Raw genomic sequence first — 17568 nt, forward strand, 5'->3', positions numbered from 1 at the left:
GATTAGTGAGCGTTCCGGGTAACTGACGGAAACAGCACGCCAGGCGTTAACGCCAGCGCGGTGCCGTTCTGGCCCGCTTTATCCAGATTATCCGCCAGTTTACGCATCATTAATGCGTTATCGCGTGCATAAGGTGAAGTCTGAATCTGACGATCCAGCAGCTGGCTGAGGTGCCAGTCGAGCTGCTGCAAATCTCGCGTGGTCACGTCCGCCGGCAGGGAACGCTGGAAATTCTGCATGACCCAGCCGCGCAGAAACTCGCCGTCGTAATTGCGCGGCTGATACAGCATCTGATAAGCCCGCAGTGCATTACGGCTGAATTCACTGTCACCACCTTTATCATTGCGCAGAGTGGCGGTAATCTGACGCGCTACGCGTGGCAGCAACAGTGAGCGCAACGCGTTCTGATACAGCGTCCAGGCCGCATCACTGATCTGGTCACCGCGATACAGCCCGGCGCGAATGCTGAGCGGTGGACTGTCGAGCGAAAATTCCCCGGGTTGCGGCAACTTCACCAGATTGTTTAAGAAGGGTAGCAGATCGATAATATCGCCGTTCTCAAGCTGCGAAAAATGTTCAGCCTGCTGCGACAGCGCGGGAACCCGCGCCTCTATCTGCTGCAGATAGTGCTGATTCTGGTAATAGCTCAGCAGCCACCAGCCACTGGCGACCAGCAAGGTCAACGCCAGCGCGCCATAGCCAACCCAGTGCATCAGGCGGTTACGGTATTCCCATGAGCGGTCGCTGCCGGCAAGCCCGCTCTCTTTAAAAATCACTTCGCTCAGCAGGTCGCGGATAAAGAAGCTCTGGCCTTTATTCGCCGGAATTGGCGCAGCGCGGTTAACGCTGTCCCAGCTGGCGATGGAGTGGCGTCTTGCCTGCGGCAGCTGTAATTTGCGCGTCAGCTCACCCATGACGCGGTCAAACGGCAATCCTTCCTGAGTGCCGCTGGTAAAGAACAGGCCACGCGCTGACCACGCCACTTCACCGCCGTCTGGCGAAAAGACAATATCAAGGTATTCGGCCAGCAGCGGCCGCAGCGAAGCGAACTCCTGCGGAAACAGAAAACAGTCGGCGCGCTGGGTTAAATCATGTTCCTGCGCCATCTTGCAGGCTAAATCGCGGGTTAAGCGATTGGACAGCGTCAGGAACTGCTGATCAAACAGCTGATTAAGCGCCCGTTCGCTGTCACGGTTAGGCTCCCACGGGAAGGTAAAGCCCCAGGTCTGTTCGCGTTGTGACTTGTCGAGGGTCGCAAAGTAACTCATAAACCCTTTCAGCAGGTCGGTCTTGGTCACCATCACATACACCGGGAAATGGATGCCGGTCTGCTGATGCAGTTCAGCCATCCGGCTGCGCAGGGCGGTAGCCTGCGTAAAGCGCGCTTCGGCGGAGTCGCTAAGCAGATCGGCGACGCTGATGGTGATGATCACGCCATTGATCGGCTGACGGGCACGGTAATGCTTCAGCAGATTGATAAAGGTTTGCCACTCGCTGGCGTCGCGGGCGCGCATGCTCTCCTGCAAAGTGTAGCGCCCGGCGGTGTCCAGCAGCACTGCACGGTCGGTAAACCACCAGTCGCAGTGACGGGTGCCGCCAACGCCGCGGATTGCCTGCTTACCCATACTGTCAGTCAACGGAAACTCGAGGCCGGAGTTAATCAGCGCGGTGGTTTTACCGGCGCCGGGCGCGCCGACAATCATGTACCAGGGCAGCTGATAGAGATAACGCGCACTGTAGCGCTGGAACCAGCTGGAGGGCGGGCGCTGGTAGAAGTGGGCTTTTTTCAGCAAGGATGCCGCTTCGTTAAAACGCGAGGTTAACAGCTCCTCGGTGGCCATCATCTCGCCGTGGTCGACATTGTTGTATTGCAGATTATGCAGTAGCTTGCTGTTAAACCAGGCGCTGTAGAGATGCGGGATAAGCTGAAACAGAATCCACAAGAAGTAGCTGATGCCGACCAGCACCTGACGGTGCAGCGGCGCTTCCAGCGGACGCAAATCGTTAACGGTGACCAGCGGACCGAGCATCCAGATCACGCTGGCAAGCGCGGTGATGCCGATAAAGCCCCACAGCAGGCGGCTGGTAAGCAGTGAAAACAGTTGGTTACGCATCACGGCGTTCCTTTCTTAACCGAGCTGGCCGCTTCTGGCGCGGCAAACAGGGTAATTTCTACGCGGCGGTTATGGGCGCGATTTTCCTTGCTGTCATTCGGCATCATGGCATCGCTGTCACCGCGTCCTTCTGCGCGGATATCATGACCGGGCGACAGCTGCTGTTGCAGCTGGCTGGCAATGGTGCGCGCCAGCGCCAGCGAATATTCGTAGTTTGAAGCAAAGCGCGCGCTGCGCAGCGGCTGATCGTCGGTATACACCGTCACCACAATTTTACCTTTGATATCATCCATCGCCGCCGCCACGCGGCCAATCAGCGCGCGACCGACGGCATTCAGCGTAGTGGCGTTGTCGTCGAACAGCTTGTCGTTTGACAACAATACTTTACTGCCGAAAGGCCCGTCGCTGACCTCCAGCTGACTGGCGGCGATCACATCGCTTAAGGCTTTACGCAGATCGAGCAGGCTTTGTGGTGAACTGGTGTTGCGTCCGCTGGTGACCTGCGGCAGAGGCGTCTGATAGATCTTACGCAGCAGAGGTTCCGCTGAATTGCCCAGTTGCCAGTTCAGGCCGCTGTAGACCATGCAGGCGATAAAAGCGGTAACCGTAAAACAGGCCCAGAGGGGGACCGGCGGACGCCACAGATTGCTCTGTTGCGGACGCACCACCACCTGCGCCGCCAGCGGCTGCTGCGGCGTGGTGCGAGTACTGTCAATCAGCTGAGCCAGACGGTTGCGAATGGCATCGCACTGTGCGCGGCCATGTTCCACGCCGCGATAGCGGCCTTCATAACCGAGCAGCAGGCAGTAGTGAATGACTTCCAGCAACCACAAATGCTGTTGTGGCGACTGCGAAATACGTGACAGCAACTGGAAAAACTTCTCGCCTCCCCAGCTTTCGTTGTGGAAGGAGACCAGCAGGCCATTACCGGACCAGACGCCGCGCGTGCCCCATGGGGTCTGCGCCGCCGCCTCATCCAGCACGCTACATAAGCAGTAGCGGGCGCCAATTATCATCTCAAACGGTAAATCCAGCTGCTTACAGCGAGTTTCAAACAGGCGGATCTCATCCACCAGCTGGTGGCGTAGTCCGGCCGGGTCATCATGCGTTGCGGCCAGACGAATTTGCACAATGGCATTTAGTAAGGGCGCAGCGGCGGCGAGTAATGGGTTTTCGGCGCTCGCATACGGGGTATCACGGGCGGCAAGTTCCGGCGTCATTGGCTGTGGTAAATCCTGGCTCAGCGTCTGTTCCATCAGGCGATTTCACGTGTTGTTCAAGCAGTAAGGCGCGTCACTGCGCCTTGCGAAGCAGCATGGATCATTCAAGGATCCAGGTTGCGGTGTCTCTGTTTTTGCAGGCTTTGCTGGCCCCGCCGACATCCACACAAACTTGCTGTTTTGCCGTTTTACGCGGGCGTGGCCGATCGTTACGCAGGGTGGCGTCATAACGTTCGCTTTTAACGCCCGCTTTCAGCGGTACATAACCGATTAACTGCTGCTGATCTTCTTCAGCAATCGCCAGCCAGTGGTTTTCAACTTCCCCTAATACGGTAAATGGCTTGCCGTTGTCGAGATAGCGCACAATTTTGCCGCTATAGTCCGGCGTGGTCATTACTGATGCATTATACAGCGCGCGCCAGTTTTCGTTGATCGCCGTAAATTCCTGCGGCGGCTGGACGGCATAACGGTGAGTCAGTTTTACGCCCGCTACCTCACTGGTCACCAGCGTATCATCGGTCAAAGGTGGCGGAGGTGCCTTACATCCGGCCACGGTAAGCACAGCTAACAGTGTCAACGCGATACGAATTTTCACAGTGATCCTCGTGAATATCATCAGGGAGTCTGGACTATTGCAGACATATTGGCGCATTTCTGCGCAAAGTAAGCTTATTTTTTGACCAATTCGTGCGGCGCGCCCGCCCGGAAAATTGCTTAGTTTTACATAAACATAAAGTGCGGTCAGTCTACCTGACACTTTTGAGATTTAAAACCATTGCATGCAAATCATTATCATGTTAGTTACCCGCGCACGGCTAAGTGTCACTGCGGCTGAGGGCTGACAGGGCGGTGCTTTGATTAAACGAATTTATGCTTAAAAATTTGGCGGGCAGGGCAAAGAATGTCGCCATCGACCGAGGGAAGTGGCCCTGAAACTTATCTTATTAACAAATCTGATATGTTTTACGGGCGGCAGCGCCACCGCCCGATGCTAAAAAAGTGAAATAATTCAGAGTTTACAGACGAAAATGCCCCGCCGTTTCTGCCAGTTCATTGGCCTGGAATTGCAGCGCACCTGCGGCGGCGGCTGATTCCACCACCAGTTCGGCATTTTGCTGCACCATCTCTTCCAGACGACCGACCGCGAGGTTGACGCCCTGAATACCCTGCATCTGTTGATCGCTCGCCTGAGTGATACCGGCGATAATGCCGGAGACGCTGGCGACGCTGCTGACAATATCTTCCATGGTTTCACCAGCCATCTGCACATAGCGCGATCCGCTGGCCACCCGTTCGGTGGTGGTGTCAATCAGGGTTTTAATCTCTTTCGCCGCCTGCGCGCTGCGCTGGGCAAGATTACGCACCTCACCGGCCACCACGGCAAAGCCACGACCCTGTTCCCCGGCGCGAGCCGCTTCAACCGCCGCATTCAGCGCCAGAATATTGGTCTGGAAGGCGATGCCGTCAATCACACTGATAATGTCGCCAATCTTCGCTGAAGCATGTTCAATATCATGCATGGTGCTGATCACATTCGATACCACCTTGCCGCCACGCTGCGCCGTTTCTGAGGCGGTCGCCGCCTGCTGATTCGCTTCGGTGGCCGAGGCGGTGGAGTGGGTGACCGAAGCGGAAATGGCATCGATGGAACTGACGGTTTCACGCAAGTTAGACGCCGCCTGCTCGGTGCGCGCAGAGAGATCTTTATTGCCGCTGGCGATTTCGTTGGCGGCCACCTGCACCGAGGCGCTGGCATCCCGCAGCTGGCCCATCACGGTGGCCAGCTTATCGATAAAACTGTTAAACGCCACCGCAATCTGTGTGACTTCGTCGTGACCATTTTCCGGCAGGCGCTGGGTTAAATCGTCATCGCCGGAGCTGATCGCCAGCATCGCATCGCGGATGGTCAGCAGGCGGCGCATCAGCGCACCAATCAGCAGACTGATTAACAGCGCCGCCGTCAGCACCAGCAACACCAGCGACAGCGCTGAGGCACTAAGCAATGACTTCATGCCGGCGGTGGCTTCCTGTTGATCCAGCGCCACCACCAGATACCAGTCGGTACCGGCGACCGGCATCGCGCGCAGTAGTTTGGCGACGCCATTAATATGCGCCAGCAGCGGTTTATCGGCGGCAATCAGCGCCGCGACATCCAGGTCAGGCAGCAGATCTTTCACCGGTTTTAACGCCATGCTGGCGTCGCTGGTGGTGACGATGGTGCCATTTTTATCGATTAACAGCCCTGAACTGGCCGGTGTCGGGCGAATCGAGCTGACGTTGGCGACAATACTGTCCATCGCCACATCGGAGCCGACCACCGCCGCATTGCCATTGACCGGCGCAACAAAACTCACCACCAGTTTGTTGGTGGCCATATCCACATAGGGAGCGGTCACCATCGGCTTGCCCAGCTTAATGGCGTCAATATACCAGGGGCGCACAGTAGGGTTGTAGTCGGCGGGAATGCCGCCCGGCGAGGAGAATCGGGCGGTGCCATTGGCGTAGCCCGCGTAAACATTGATAAAGCCACCGGCAGCGGCAATCTGCTTAAACATCGGCAGCGGATCGTCACTCAGCGTCACCGCCTGCAACGAGGCAATCATGGTCAGTTTACCGTTGATCCAGTCGCCGATGGCTGCCCGGTGGCTGCCGGTTACCGCGTCGAGCGTGCTGTTAATCGCCTGCTGATTGTACTTGCGGGTTACGGAGTAATTGATGCTGGTGTTGATAATCAGAGCGATAACCACACAACCGATGGTGATCGCCAGAATACGTGCGCGTATCGATGCAAGTCGCAGCGATGAAAGCCGGGAAATGGATAACATACAGACCTCATAACAGACAGGATTTTGCCTGATATCGGCTCAGATGCTGGCTACTTGAGCAGGATTTTTGGCTTATAAGAAAAGCCTATGGCTGATGCTTCGCAAAGGTGAAATAGTTGTTGTAACCAGGTTAAGCGGCACGACTCTTGCTTGATCTGGCCATCACTTTGCGCCTCCCGGAGCGAACCCATGACGGCAGCCACACCTACAGCCCTCAATTTTTTACTGGCATCACGACAAAGTGAGATCGCCAGCCTGCGTAATCTGCTGCATACCGGCCAGCTGATTGGTCAGCTCAGTCAGCTGATCCATGTGCTGCAACGCGAAAGGGGCGCCTCCAATATCTGGCTCTGTTCGACCGGCAAACTGTTTGGCGATGAGTTGCCGCAGCGCGAGCGCGATGTCAGCCGCGAATTAGCCAGCATGATCCAGCTGCTGCCGCGTCCGCAGAGCAGTCCGCTGGCGGGCAACAGCCGCCTGTATGCGCGTATCGCGGCGGCATTGCATGGCCTGAGTGAACTGGAGCCGCTACGCCAGCAGGTACGCGATCGCACCCTCAGTCATGCGCTGGCGATGGCGCGTTTTAACCAGATTATTCGTCAGCTGCTGAACCTGGTATTTGAAGCCGCCGACGCCGCCAGCGATGCGCAGGTGTCGCGCGCGCTGATCGCCATGTTCAGCTTTATGCAGGGCAAAGAGCTGGCGGGCCAGGAGCGCGCTACCGGTTCCGCCGGATTTGCCGCCGGCGTATTCAGCGCCGAACAGAGTAAACATATTGTGGCGCTGATTGAGGCGCAGGATCGCTGTTTCAGCACCTTCAGCCAGTTTGCTGATGCGCAGAGTCTGCAACAGTGGCGCGAAATAGCCGAAGCTGAGCCGGAAGTTGAGCGTCTGCGCCGGGTCGCCTGTATGAGCAGCCACACGGGAGAAGCGGGGGTGTCACGCTGGTTTCAGCTGCTAAGTAAAAGGCTGGATGGCATGAAGGTGGTGGAAGATCGGCTGGAAACCACCCTGATGCAGTGCTGCCGTGACACTATCCGCCGTGCCGAACAGGCGGATGAAATCAGCGATCTGAGCAGTCACTTGCAGGCGATAAACAGCGAGCAGGGTTACAGCCTGTATGTCGCAGGCGCCGACTGGAATGGCGGCCATAGTGTGGCGCTTGATGCTGAGGGCGTTGCGCCGCAGCTGGGGCGTGCGGTGTTAACGCTGATCCAGCAGCAGTCGCAACGTTTGCAGGCGCAGGCCGATGAGCTGGCAAGCATGCGCGCCAGTATCAATGAGCGGAAACATATTGATCAGGCTAAATTGCTGCTGATGAAACATCAGGCTTGCAGTGAGGAGCAGGCGTGGCAAACGCTGCGCAAAATGGCGATGAACCAAAATAAACGTGTGGTAGATATCGCGATTGCGATGCTATCTGTCGCCTCTGCCTTCAGCGAGCAGGAAAAATAGTTAAATGCACAATGAGTGTGCGTTTATTGCTTCAGCATAGTGCGTGGGTTGTGACCACTCTCTGACCGCTGAAACGGCGACAGGCGATAAGTGCCTGTAAAAGGCAACTTTCTTAGCCGCCAGCAAATCTGGCACACAGCTTGCAACATTATTACGACAAATAATGCATTTGTTTCGCCAATGGCGGTGCAACGAGTGCTTTGGATAAAGGCGTCCTGCCGCATGCTTTCGAGCATGTCGGAGGACGCCTTTTTTTATTTCTTTTTTCCAGGAAGCAAATGATGAGCAAAGACCGTTTTCCGCTGTCACGACGCCGATTTCTTGCCGGGAGCGCCGTGCTGAGCGGCAGTTATCTGCTGCCGGGTTTGATGAACAGCGTCTGGGCCGCCGGATCTGATGCGCCGGAGAAAACTGAGGTAAATGTCGGCTTTATTCCGCTGACCGACTGTGCGCCGGTGATTATGGCGGCGATAAAAGGCTTCGATAAAAAGTATGGCATTCGCATTCTGCCCAGCAAAGAGGCGAGCTGGGCGGCGGTACGCGATAAGCTCACGTCCGGGGAGCTGGATGCCGCCCATGTGCTGTATGGCATGTTGTATGGCCTGCAACTGGGCGTTGCCGGACCGCAGCATAATATGGCGAACCTGATGACGCTGAACAATAACGGCCAGGCGATCACCCTGTCGAATCAGCTGAAAGAGATGAACGTCACCGACGGTGTCAGTCTGCACCAGGCGGTGGCGGCTAAACCGCCGGGGACTTACACCTTTGCCCATACCTTTCCCACCAGTACCCATGCGATGTGGCTCTATTACTGGCTGGCCAGTGCCGGTATTAATCCTTTCGATGACGTGCGCACCGTGGTGGTTCCGCCGCCGCAGATGGTGATGAATATGAAAATCGGCAATATGAGCGGCTACTGTGTCGGCGAGCCGTGGAACCAGCGCGCTATCAGCGAAAACATCGGTTTTACCGCCGCTACCACGCAGCAGATCTGGCCGGACCATCCGGAGAAAGTGCTGGGCACGCGCGCCGCCTGGGTGCAGGAAAACCCCAATACCGCCCGCGCACTGACCGCCGCCGTGCTGGAAGCGGCGCGCTGGATCGATGCTTCCGACGACCATCGCCGTGAAACCGCACAAGTTATCGCGGGTCGCGCATATCTCAATACCAAACCCGACACCATCGAAGGCCGCATGCTCGGCCAGTATGAAAACGGCCTCGGGCAGCGCTGGCAGGATCAGCACGCGATGCGCTTCTTTCATGATGGGGCGGTGAGCTTCCCTTATCTCTCCGATGGCATGTGGTTCCTGACCCAGCAAAAACGCTGGGGATTGCTGAAACAGGATCCGGACTATCTTGCGGTGGCGAAACAGGTTAACCGCATCGATATCTACCGCCAGGCGGCCAGCGCGGTGGGCAATGTGGCTTTGCCCGCCAGTGAGATGCGCAGCAGCACCTTACTGGACGGCAAAGTCTGGGACGGCAGCAATCCGGCGCAGTATGCCGCCAGTTTCGCGATTAAACGTTGAGGAGAGTAAAGATGAAAAATGAAGCGCGCGTGGTAGTGCTGAATGCTGACAGTGTGGCAACCCGTGCAGAGGTGATTACGCTGAAACCGCCTGCAACAGCGGCAGTTAAATTACGCCGCAACGGGCTACGGCGCTTAATGCAGCGGGTGATCCCGCCCTGCTGTGGTCTGCTGCTGCTGCTGGCGGTGTGGCAAATCGCCGCGCTTTACAGCCGTGGTTTTCCGACGCCATACAGCACCTGGCAGGCGGCGCTGACGCTGTTTGCCGATCCGTTCTATAACGCCGGTCCTAACGATCAGGGGATTGGCTGGAATGTGCTGGCGTCACTGCAACGCGTGGCGATGGGCTTTGGCCTCGCGGCGCTGGTGGGCATTCCGGCTGGCTTTCTGATTGGCCGCTTCACTTTTCTGGCGCGCATGCTGAATCCGATTATCGCCTTACTGCGCCCGGTCAGCCCGCTGGCGTGGTTGCCGATTGGTCTGCTGCTGTTTCAGCGTGCCGAACCAGCCTCCAGCTGGACGATTTTTATCTGCTCAATCTGGCCAATGGTGATCAATACCGCCGAAGGGGTGATGCGTATTCCGCAGGACTATCTCAATGTGGCGCGCGTACTGAAGCTCTCCGAGTGGACGGTGATGCGCAAAATTCTGTTTCCGGCGGTACTGCCGGCGGTGCTGACCGGCGTGCGGCTGTCGATTGGCATTGCCTGGCTGGTGATTGTCGCCGCCGAGATGCTGACCGGTGGACTGGGGATCGGTTTCTGGATCTGGAATGAGTGGAACAACCTGAATGTGGAAAACATCCTGATCGCCATTCTGATTATCGGTGTGGTGGGGTTGTTGCTGGAGCAGGGGCTGATGCTGCTGGCTCGCCGTTTTAGCTGGGAAAAATAAGGGGAACATCGTGAATCCAATAATTCAGATACAGAATATCAGCCAGCGCTTTGACACCGCCAGTGGGGAGTTTCTCGCGCTGGATAATGTCAGTTTTAGCATCAGCGAGGGCGAAACCGTCAGTCTGATTGGTCACTCCGGCTGCGGTAAATCGACGCTGCTGAATTTAATCGCTGGCTTAAGCCAGCCGACTTCCGGCGTGCTGCTGTGTGACAACCGGGAAATCGACGGCCCTGGCCCGGAGCGCGCGGTGGTGTTTCAGAACCACTCGCTGCTGCCGTGGCTGACCACCTATGACAATGTGGCGCTGGCGGTAAGTCAGGTGTTTCGCGCCACGATGAGCAAAGCGGAGATGCGCGAGTGGATTGAGCACAATCTGGAACTGGTGCAGATGGCGCATGCGCTGAATAAACGGCCAGGCGAGATCTCCGGCGGCATGAAGCAACGCGTCGGCATTGCCCGTGCGCTGGCGATGAAGCCACGGGTGCTGCTGATGGATGAACCCTTTGGCGCTCTAGATGCGCTGACGCGCGCTCACTTACAGGATGCGGTAATGCGCATCCAGCAGAAGCTTAACACCACCATTGTGCTGATTACCCATGATGTCGACGAAGCGGTACTGCTTTCCGATCGCGTGCTGATGATGACCAACGGCCCGGCGGCGACGGTCGGTGAGATCCTTACTATCGACCTTGCGCGGCCGCGTTCGCGGGTGGCGCTGGCGGAAGAGCCGCGTTACCACCATTTGCGCCAGCAGGTGCTGCATTTCCTCTATGAGAAGCAGGTCAGCGCGGCATAAGGAGCGGGCAATGGTCGAACATCTGCTGGTGATTGGCAACGGCATGGCCGGGATGCGCATGGTGGAAACGCTGTTACAGCTGGCGCCGCAGCGCTATCGCATTACGGTGATTGGCCGCGAGGCGCTGGGTAATTACAACCGCATTATGTTGTCGCCGGTGCTCAGTGGTGAAAAAGCGTTTGCCGCTACGCTGCTGCATGCACCGCAGTGGTATGCCGATCACGGCGTCACACTGCTGAGCGGAGAAACCGTGCAGGCGGTGGCGATCGCCGATCGCCAGCTGGTGACCGACAAGCGTCAGCTGAACTGGGACCGGCTGGTATTTGCCACTGGCTCGCTACCGGTGATGCCGCCGATTGCCGGTATTGATGCGTCGCATGTGAACGGTTTTCGCCGGCTGGCGGATGTTGATCAGATGCTAAGCAGTGACGGGCCGGTGGTGGTGCTGGGCGGCGGCGTGCTGGGGATTGAAGCGGCAGCAGCGCTGCGTCTGCGTGGACGCGCGGTGGCGCTGGTGCATCGTCAGCCGTGGTTGCTGGATCGTCAGCTGGACGCGCAGGCCGCAGCATTACTGCAGGATTCGCTGCAACAGCGGGGTATCGCCTGCTGGCTGAATCAGCAAATTGATGCCATTCATAGTGACAGTGTCACGTTATCCGCTGGGCAGCAGCTGCCTGCTGCGCGGGTGGTGATCGCCACTGGCGTTACGCCGGATCTGGCGCTGGCAAAGGCGGCAGGGCTGGCTTGTGGGCGCGGTATTCAGGTTAACGCTCAGCTGCAGACTAATCAGCAGGGCGTCTATGCGTTAGGCGAATGCTGTGAAATCAACGGCGAAACCTTTGGCCTGCTGGCTCCCTGTCTGCGTCAGGCGCAGATTCTGGCCCATCAGCTGGCGGCACAGCCGCTGGCTGATTTTAAGCCGCAAGAGAGCGCCATCCGGCTGAAGGTCACCGGTATCGACGTGTTTAGCGCCGGGGATATCCGGGAAGACCCGCACAGCCGCTCACTAATCAGTTTTGATCCAATCAGTTCGCACTATCGCCGCTTGCTGCTGCGCGACGGCAAATTAAGCGGCGTGCTGCTATATGGCGATATCAGTCAGGCGGCATCGCTGATGAAAAAATTACAACGCGCAGAGGCCGTGTCATCTGCCGCGCTTTTTGATGCTGAAGATAATGACAGGCAGCCGCTGGCTGCAGGGAACACTATGATGAGCAAACCGCAATTAGTTGTGATTGGCCACGGGATGGTCGGTCATCATTTTCTTGAACAGCTGGTGCAGCGTGAGTTGCATCATCACTACCAGGTGGTGGTGTACGGCGAAGAGCGCCATCAGGCTTACGATCGTGTCCATCTCTCAGACTATTTCGCCGGCAGCAGCCATGCAGATCTGTCGCTGGTCAGCGAAAACTTCTTTGAACAGCACGGCATTGAGCTGCGTAGCCACAGCGAAGTGGTGGCGATTGACCGTCAGCGAAAATCTGTCCGCGATGCCAGCGGCCATGAGATGGCGTGGGACAAACTGGTGCTGGCCACCGGATCCTCGCCATTTGTGCCGCCGATCCCTGGCGCTAAAGCAGCCAACTGTTTTGTCTACCGTACGCTGGACGATCTTGATGCGATTGCCGCACGGGCTAAACAGGCGACGCGCGGCGTGGTGGTTGGCGGCGGCCTGTTAGGACTGGAAGCCGCCAATGCGCTGCAACAGCTGGGACTGGAAACCCATGTGGTGGAGTTCGCACCACGGCTGATGGCGGTGCAGCTGGATGATGGCGGCGCGCAGATGTTGCGACATAAAATCGAAGCGCTCGGCGTGCGCATTCATACAGGCAAAGAGACGCGCGATATCACTGAGCATGCCGACGGCAGTATGACGCTGAACTTCGCCGATGGTGAAACCCTGACCAGCGATCTGGTGCTGTTTTCCGCCGGTATCCGTCCGCGCGATCAGCTGGCGCGTGATGCCGGTCTGGCCACTGGCCCGCGTGGCGGCATTATGATCGACGATAGCTGCGCCACCTCCGATGCGGCAATCTTTGCCATTGGTGAATGTGCGCTGTGGCACGGGCAGATTTTTGGCCTGGTGGCGCCGGGTTATCAGATGGCGCGGGTGCTGGCGGCCACGCTGGCCGGAGAAGCGGCAGCGTTTACCGGCGCGGATATGAGTACCAGACTTAAACTGCTGGGGGTTGAGGTGGCTTCGCTCGGTGATGCGCATGGCCGCACGCCGGACTGTCAGAGCTATCACTGGACCAACGGGCCACAGCAGATCTACAAAAAAATGGTGGTATCCGCCGACGGGAAAAAGCTGCTCGGCGGAGTGCTGGTTGGGGACAGCAGCGAGTACAGCACGATGCTGCAGATGATGCTGAATGATATCGCGCTACCGCAGGCGCCGGAAAGCCTGATCCTGCCGCAGGCGAGCGGCGCGCCGCTAAAAGCGCTGGGCGTGGCGGCGCTGCCCGACAGCGCGCAGATCTGCTCCTGTCATAATGTCAGTAAAAGCGATATTTGTGGTGCGGTGCGTGATGGCGCTGGCGATATGGCGGCGGTGAAAAGCTGTACCAAAGCGGCCACCGGCTGCGGCGGTTGCGCCGCGCTGGTGAAGCAGGTGATGGAGTTCCAGCTGACGAGCCTTGGCGTGGAGGTGAAGAAAGATATTTGTGAACACTTTGCCTGGTCGCGTCAGGAGTTGCACCATCTGATCCGCGTGAACCAGATCAAAAGCTTTGATCAACTGCTGGCGCAGCATGGTCGTGGCCACGGTTGCGAAGTCTGTAAGCCGCTGGTGGCATCGCTGCTCGCCTCCTGCTGGAATGAATATCTGCTAAAACCGCAACATCTGCCATTGCAGGATACCAATGACCGCTACTTTGCCAATATTCAGAAAGATGGCACCTATTCGGTGGTGCCGCGTATGCCTGCCGGTGAGGTGACGCCGCAGGGACTGATCGCGATTGGTCAGATTGCCCAGCGTTATAACCTCTACAGCAAAATCACCGGTGGCCAGCGTATTGATCTGTTTGGCGCGCGTCTCGATCAGTTGCCGGAAATCTGGCAGCAGCTGATCGACGCCGGATTTGAAACCGGTCATGCCTACGGTAAATCGCTGCGAACGGTAAAATCCTGCGTCGGATCCACCTGGTGCCGCTATGGCGTGCAGGACTCCACCGGTTTCGCCATTGCGCTGGAGAACCGCTACAAAGGGCTGCGTGCGCCGCACAAAATCAAAATGGCGGTCTCCGGCTGCACCCGCGAATGCGCCGAAGCGCAGAGCAAAGATATCGGCGTGATTGCCACCGAGAAGGGCTGGAATCTGTATGTCTGCGGCAATGGCGGTATGAAGCCGCGGCATGCCGATCTGTTTGCCAGCGATCTCGACGATCAGACTCTGCTGCGTTATGTCGATCGCCTGCTGATGTTTTATGTACGAACCGCCGGGCGGCTGCAACGCACCAGCGTCTGGATGGACAATCTGCAAGGCGGACTCGACTATCTGCGGGCGGTGGTGATTGAGGACAGCTTAGGCATCGGCAGCGAGCTGGAGCAGGAGATGCAGCGGGTGGTGATGGCATATCAGTGCGAATGGCAGACCACGCTGGCGACGCCGGATCGTCTGGCGTTGTTCCGTCCTGCGGTGAACAGTCAGGATGCCGATGAGACGGTGCGCCGGGAAAGCTCGCGCGGGCAGATCCGTCCGGCGACCGGTGTTCCGATCCCGCTGACTGAAGTGCCAGCCGAGCCGTGGAGCGCCCTGTGCCAGTTGCAGGATATTCCGGCGCAGGCCGGAATTGGCGCACGGCTTGGCAGCCAGCGCATCGCGCTGTTCCGTTTTGGCGAGCAGATGTTTGCTCTTGATGATCTTGAGCCGGGCACGCAGGCCAGCGTGATATCGCGTGGCATTCTCGGTGACAGCGATGGCGAAGCGATAGTGATCTCGCCGCTGTACAAGCAGCGCTTCCGCCTGCGGGATGGTCAGAGTCTCGATAATCCCGCGTTACAGCTGCGCTGCTGGCCGGTGAAGCTGGAAAATGGCGTGGTGCTGGTGGCGAATACCCCGCTGGCGGTGACGGAAACGGCGCTGGCGGTGGCGTTATGAACAGTACCTGCCCTTACTGTGGGGTCGGTTGCGGTGTCACGCTGAATTCACTGCCTGACGGCAAGGTGCAGGTGAGCGGCGACAGCCGCCACCCAGCCAATTTTGGCCGCCTGTGCGTTAAGGGCGCGGCGCTGGGTGAGACCCTCGGTCATCAGGGACGCTTGCTGTGGCCGCAGCTGAACGGCCAGCGCGTCAGCTGGGAGCAGGCGCTGGATCGGGTGGCGCAGGGGCTTCAGCAGGTGATAGCACAGCACGGTCCGCAGGCGGTGGCGTTCTACGCTTCCGGCCAGCTGCTGACTGAGGATTACTACGCGGCGAATAAGCTGATGAAGGGCTTTATTGGCAGCGGCAATATCGATACCAATTCCCGGCTCTGCATGGCGTCGGCGGTGGTGGGGTATAAACGCGCCTTTGGCGCCGATGCCGTACCCTGTTGTTACGATGATTTCAGCCACAGCGATCTGATTGTGCTGGTGGGTTCCAATACTGCATGGGCGCATCCGGTGGCGTACCAACGGCTGGTGGCGGCAAAAAAACAGCGGCCGGCGATGCAGGTGGTGGTGATCGATCCGCGCCGCACCGCCAGCTGCGATCTTGCCGATCTGCATCTGCCGCTACGTCCCGGCAGCGATGGCGCGCTATTTGCCGGTTTACTGCACTGGCTGGCGCAGCATCAGGGCATCGATAACAGCATGCTGGCGCATCTTTCGGGCGTGGAGCCGGCGCTGGCGGCCGCAGCGGAGTGGCACTGCGAGGCGGTGGCGGCGTTTTGCCAGCTGGAGCTGGCGCAGGTCGAAGCCTTTTATCAGCTATTTGCCCGCAGCCCACAGGCACTGACGCTCTATTGCATGGGTATCAATCAGTCGACCAGCGGCAGCGATAAGTGCAATGCGATTATCAATGTTCATCTGCTAAGCGGCAAACTGGGGCGTGCGGGCAGTGGGCCATTTTCGCTTACCGGCCAACCCAATGCGATGGGGGGACGCGAAGTGGGCGGTCTGGCAAACCAGCTGGCGGCGCATATGGCGTTTACGCCACAGGATATCGATCGTCTGCAACGCTTCTGGCACAGCGATCGGGTGGCGCAGCAGCCGGGGCTGAAAGCGGTGGAGCTGTTTCAGGCTGTTGAGCGCGGCGAGGTGAAAGCCGTATGGATTATGGGCTCTAATCCGGCGGTATCGCTGCCGGATAGTCATCAGGTGGCGCAGGCGCTGGCGCGCTGTGAACTGGTGATCGTCTCTGATGTCAGCCAGCACACCGATACTACCGCATATGCCGATGTTCTGCTGCCCGCGCAGGGCTGGGGCGAGAAAAACGGCACCGTCACCAATTCGGAGCGCCGCATTTCGCGTCAGCGCGGATTTGTCGCGGCGCCGGGTGAGGCGAAACCCGACTGGTGGATGATTGCCGCCGTCGCGCAGCGTATGGGATTTGGCGCTGCTTTTGCCTGGCGACATCCGGCGCAGATCTTTCGTGAACATGCGGCGCTGTCCGGTTTTGAGAATCAGGGCGCGCGTGCTTTTGATATCAGCGGGCTGGCGACCCTTACTGATGGCGAGTGGGATACGTTGCAACCGATCCAGTGGCCGGTCAATGCGCACTATCCGCAGGGCTGCGCGCGGCTGTTCAGCGATCGACGCTTTTTCCATGCCGACGGTAAAGCGCGGCTGCTGGCCATCAGGCCGCGTCTTCCCGCCACGCAGGTCAGCGACGCCTGGCCACTGCTGATGAACAGCGGGCGCATTCGCGATCAGTGGCACACCATGACGCGCACCGGCAGCGTACCGCGTCTGATGCAGCACCGGAGTGAACCTTTTGCCGATCTGCATCCGCAGGATGCGCAGCAACATCAGATTAACGAAGGTGATTTAGTGCGTGTGCAGTCGGCCAGCGGCTGGATCGTGGTGCGCGCCCATCTTACAGACGCCCAGCAGCGTGGCACGTTATTTGTGCCGATGCACTGGACGCAGCAGTTCACCGCCGAAGGCAATGTCGATCGGCTGGTGGCGGCGCATCTCGACCCGCATTCCGGCCAGCCGGAGAGTAAGCAGACCCCGGTACGCCTGCGTCGCTGGCAGAGTGACTGGCAGGGGATGTTACTGGTTGGTGACAACGTCACTATTCCGCATGTCGGCTGGTGGGCGCGGATACCGCATCAGGTGGCAACGCAATATCAGCTGGCTGCTGACGGCGATCCCCAGCGCTGGCTGGCGCAACAGTGCGACCTGAGTGGCCTGACAATCCAGTATGCTCAGGGCGAAGGGGCTTTTTACCGGCTGCTGGGCTGGCGTGACGGCATGCTGGTGGTGGCATTTTATGCCGATGGCTTACGTCCGCAGATTGATACTGCGCTGGTGGCGCAGGCATTTCTTCAGCCGCCAGCCACCGCCGCCGCACGCCATGCGTTGCTGGCGGGACGCGCTGCCGATGGCGCAGGCCACGGCAAAATCATTTGCAGCTGCCTGGGCATCGGTGAACAGCAAATCATCACGGCGATTGCCGGTGGCTGCGACAGCGCGGCGGCGCTGGGCAAAACAGTAGGCTGCGGCACCCATTGCGGCTCCTGTATTCCTGAGTTAAAACAGTTAATTGCCCGTTGCACGGCAATGCAACCGGTCTGACGAGGTATCT

10 protein-coding genes are annotated in these 17568 nt (G+C 58.5%); 6 read left to right on the top strand and 4 right to left on the bottom strand.

Features of this window, described 5'->3' with window-relative positions; translation table 11 throughout:
* Window positions 1–2: 2 nt before the first annotated feature.
* From tssM to J2125_RS22020, 4 genes are all read right to left on the bottom strand, one after another.
* Window positions 3–2114, bottom strand: coding sequence for a type VI secretion system membrane subunit TssM (gene tssM, locus J2125_RS22005; RefSeq protein ID WP_017802084.1), 2112 nt, complete (start codon window positions 2112–2114; stop codon window positions 3–5).
* Complete coding sequence (gene icmH, locus J2125_RS22010) at window positions 2114–3334, bottom strand: type IVB secretion system protein IcmH/DotU (protein WP_026111832.1); 1221 nt, start codon at window positions 3332–3334, stop codon at window positions 2114–2116. Before icmH ends, tssM begins: the two co-directional genes overlap by 1 nt.
* Window positions 3335–3434: 100 nt before the next feature.
* Window positions 3435–3950, bottom strand: coding sequence for an SH3 domain-containing protein (locus J2125_RS22015; RefSeq protein WP_040462414.1), 516 nt, complete (start codon window positions 3948–3950; stop codon window positions 3435–3437).
* A gap of 400 nt (window positions 3951–4350) precedes the next feature.
* Window positions 4351–6159, bottom strand: a complete 1809-nt coding sequence (locus J2125_RS22020) for a methyl-accepting chemotaxis protein (RefSeq protein WP_209499537.1) — start codon at window positions 6157–6159, stop codon at window positions 4351–4353.
* Between the two features lie 189 nt (window positions 6160–6348).
* Between J2125_RS22020 and J2125_RS22025 the strand changes: the two genes are divergently transcribed.
* The 6 genes from J2125_RS22025 to J2125_RS22050 all read left to right on the top strand — a co-directional run bounded on the left by J2125_RS22025 (window position 6349) and on the right by J2125_RS22050 (window position 17558).
* Window positions 6349–7614 (top strand): nitrate- and nitrite sensing domain-containing protein, encoded by a 1266-nt coding sequence (locus J2125_RS22025; protein ID WP_017802087.1) that lies wholly within the window; start codon window positions 6349–6351, stop codon window positions 7612–7614.
* A gap of 281 nt (window positions 7615–7895) precedes the next feature.
* Window positions 7896–9146 (top strand): CmpA/NrtA family ABC transporter substrate-binding protein, encoded by a 1251-nt coding sequence (locus J2125_RS22030; protein ID WP_017802088.1) that lies wholly within the window; start codon window positions 7896–7898, stop codon window positions 9144–9146.
* 11 nt (window positions 9147–9157) lie between these two features.
* Window positions 9158–10039 (top strand): nitrate ABC transporter permease, encoded by an 882-nt coding sequence (gene ntrB / locus J2125_RS22035; RefSeq protein WP_017802089.1) that lies wholly within the window; start codon window positions 9158–9160, stop codon window positions 10037–10039.
* A gap of 10 nt (window positions 10040–10049) precedes the next feature.
* A complete protein-coding gene (locus tag J2125_RS22040; RefSeq protein WP_017802090.1) occupies window positions 10050–10838 on the top strand; it encodes an ABC transporter ATP-binding protein in 789 nt (262 codons plus the stop codon).
* A 10-nt stretch (window positions 10839–10848) separates the two neighbouring features.
* On the top strand, window positions 10849–14937 hold the full coding sequence (nirB, locus tag J2125_RS22045; protein ID WP_017802091.1) for a nitrite reductase large subunit NirB: 4089 nt from the start codon (window positions 10849–10851) through the stop codon (window positions 14935–14937).
* A complete protein-coding gene (locus J2125_RS22050; protein WP_017802092.1) occupies window positions 14934–17558 on the top strand; it encodes a nitrate reductase in 2625 nt (874 codons plus the stop codon). The genes nirB and J2125_RS22050 overlap by 4 nt, the downstream gene beginning before the upstream one ends.
* Window positions 17559–17568: the final 10 nt, after the last annotated feature.

This window comes from Winslowiella toletana, assembly GCF_017875465.1.
GTDB classification, from domain to species: Bacteria; Pseudomonadota; Gammaproteobacteria; order Enterobacterales; family Enterobacteriaceae; genus Erwinia; species Erwinia toletana.

Excerpts from the sequence above, each read along its gene's own strand:
- J2125_RS22050 (WP_017802092.1), top strand. The coding sequence starts at position 14,934 with ATGAACAGTACCTGCCCTTACTGTGGGGTCGGTTGCGGTGTCACGCTG.
- J2125_RS22030 (WP_017802088.1), top strand. The coding sequence starts at position 7,896 with ATGAGCAAAGACCGTTTTCCGCTGTCACGACGCCGATTTCTTGCCGGG.
- tssM (WP_017802084.1), bottom strand. The coding sequence starts at position 2,114 with ATGCGTAACCAACTGTTTTCACTGCTTACCAGCCGCCTGCTGTGGGGC.
- J2125_RS22025 (WP_017802087.1), top strand. The coding sequence starts at position 6,349 with ATGACGGCAGCCACACCTACAGCCCTCAATTTTTTACTGGCATCACGA.
- ntrB (WP_017802089.1), top strand. The coding sequence starts at position 9,158 with ATGAAAAATGAAGCGCGCGTGGTAGTGCTGAATGCTGACAGTGTGGCA.
- J2125_RS22020 (WP_209499537.1), bottom strand. The coding sequence starts at position 6,159 with ATGTTATCCATTTCCCGGCTTTCATCGCTGCGACTTGCATCGATACGC.
- J2125_RS22015 (WP_040462414.1), bottom strand. The coding sequence starts at position 3,950 with ATGATATTCACGAGGATCACTGTGAAAATTCGTATCGCGTTGACACTG.
- icmH (WP_026111832.1), bottom strand. The coding sequence starts at position 3,334 with ATGACGCCGGAACTTGCCGCCCGTGATACCCCGTATGCGAGCGCCGAA.
- nirB (WP_017802091.1), top strand. The coding sequence starts at position 10,849 with ATGGTCGAACATCTGCTGGTGATTGGCAACGGCATGGCCGGGATGCGC.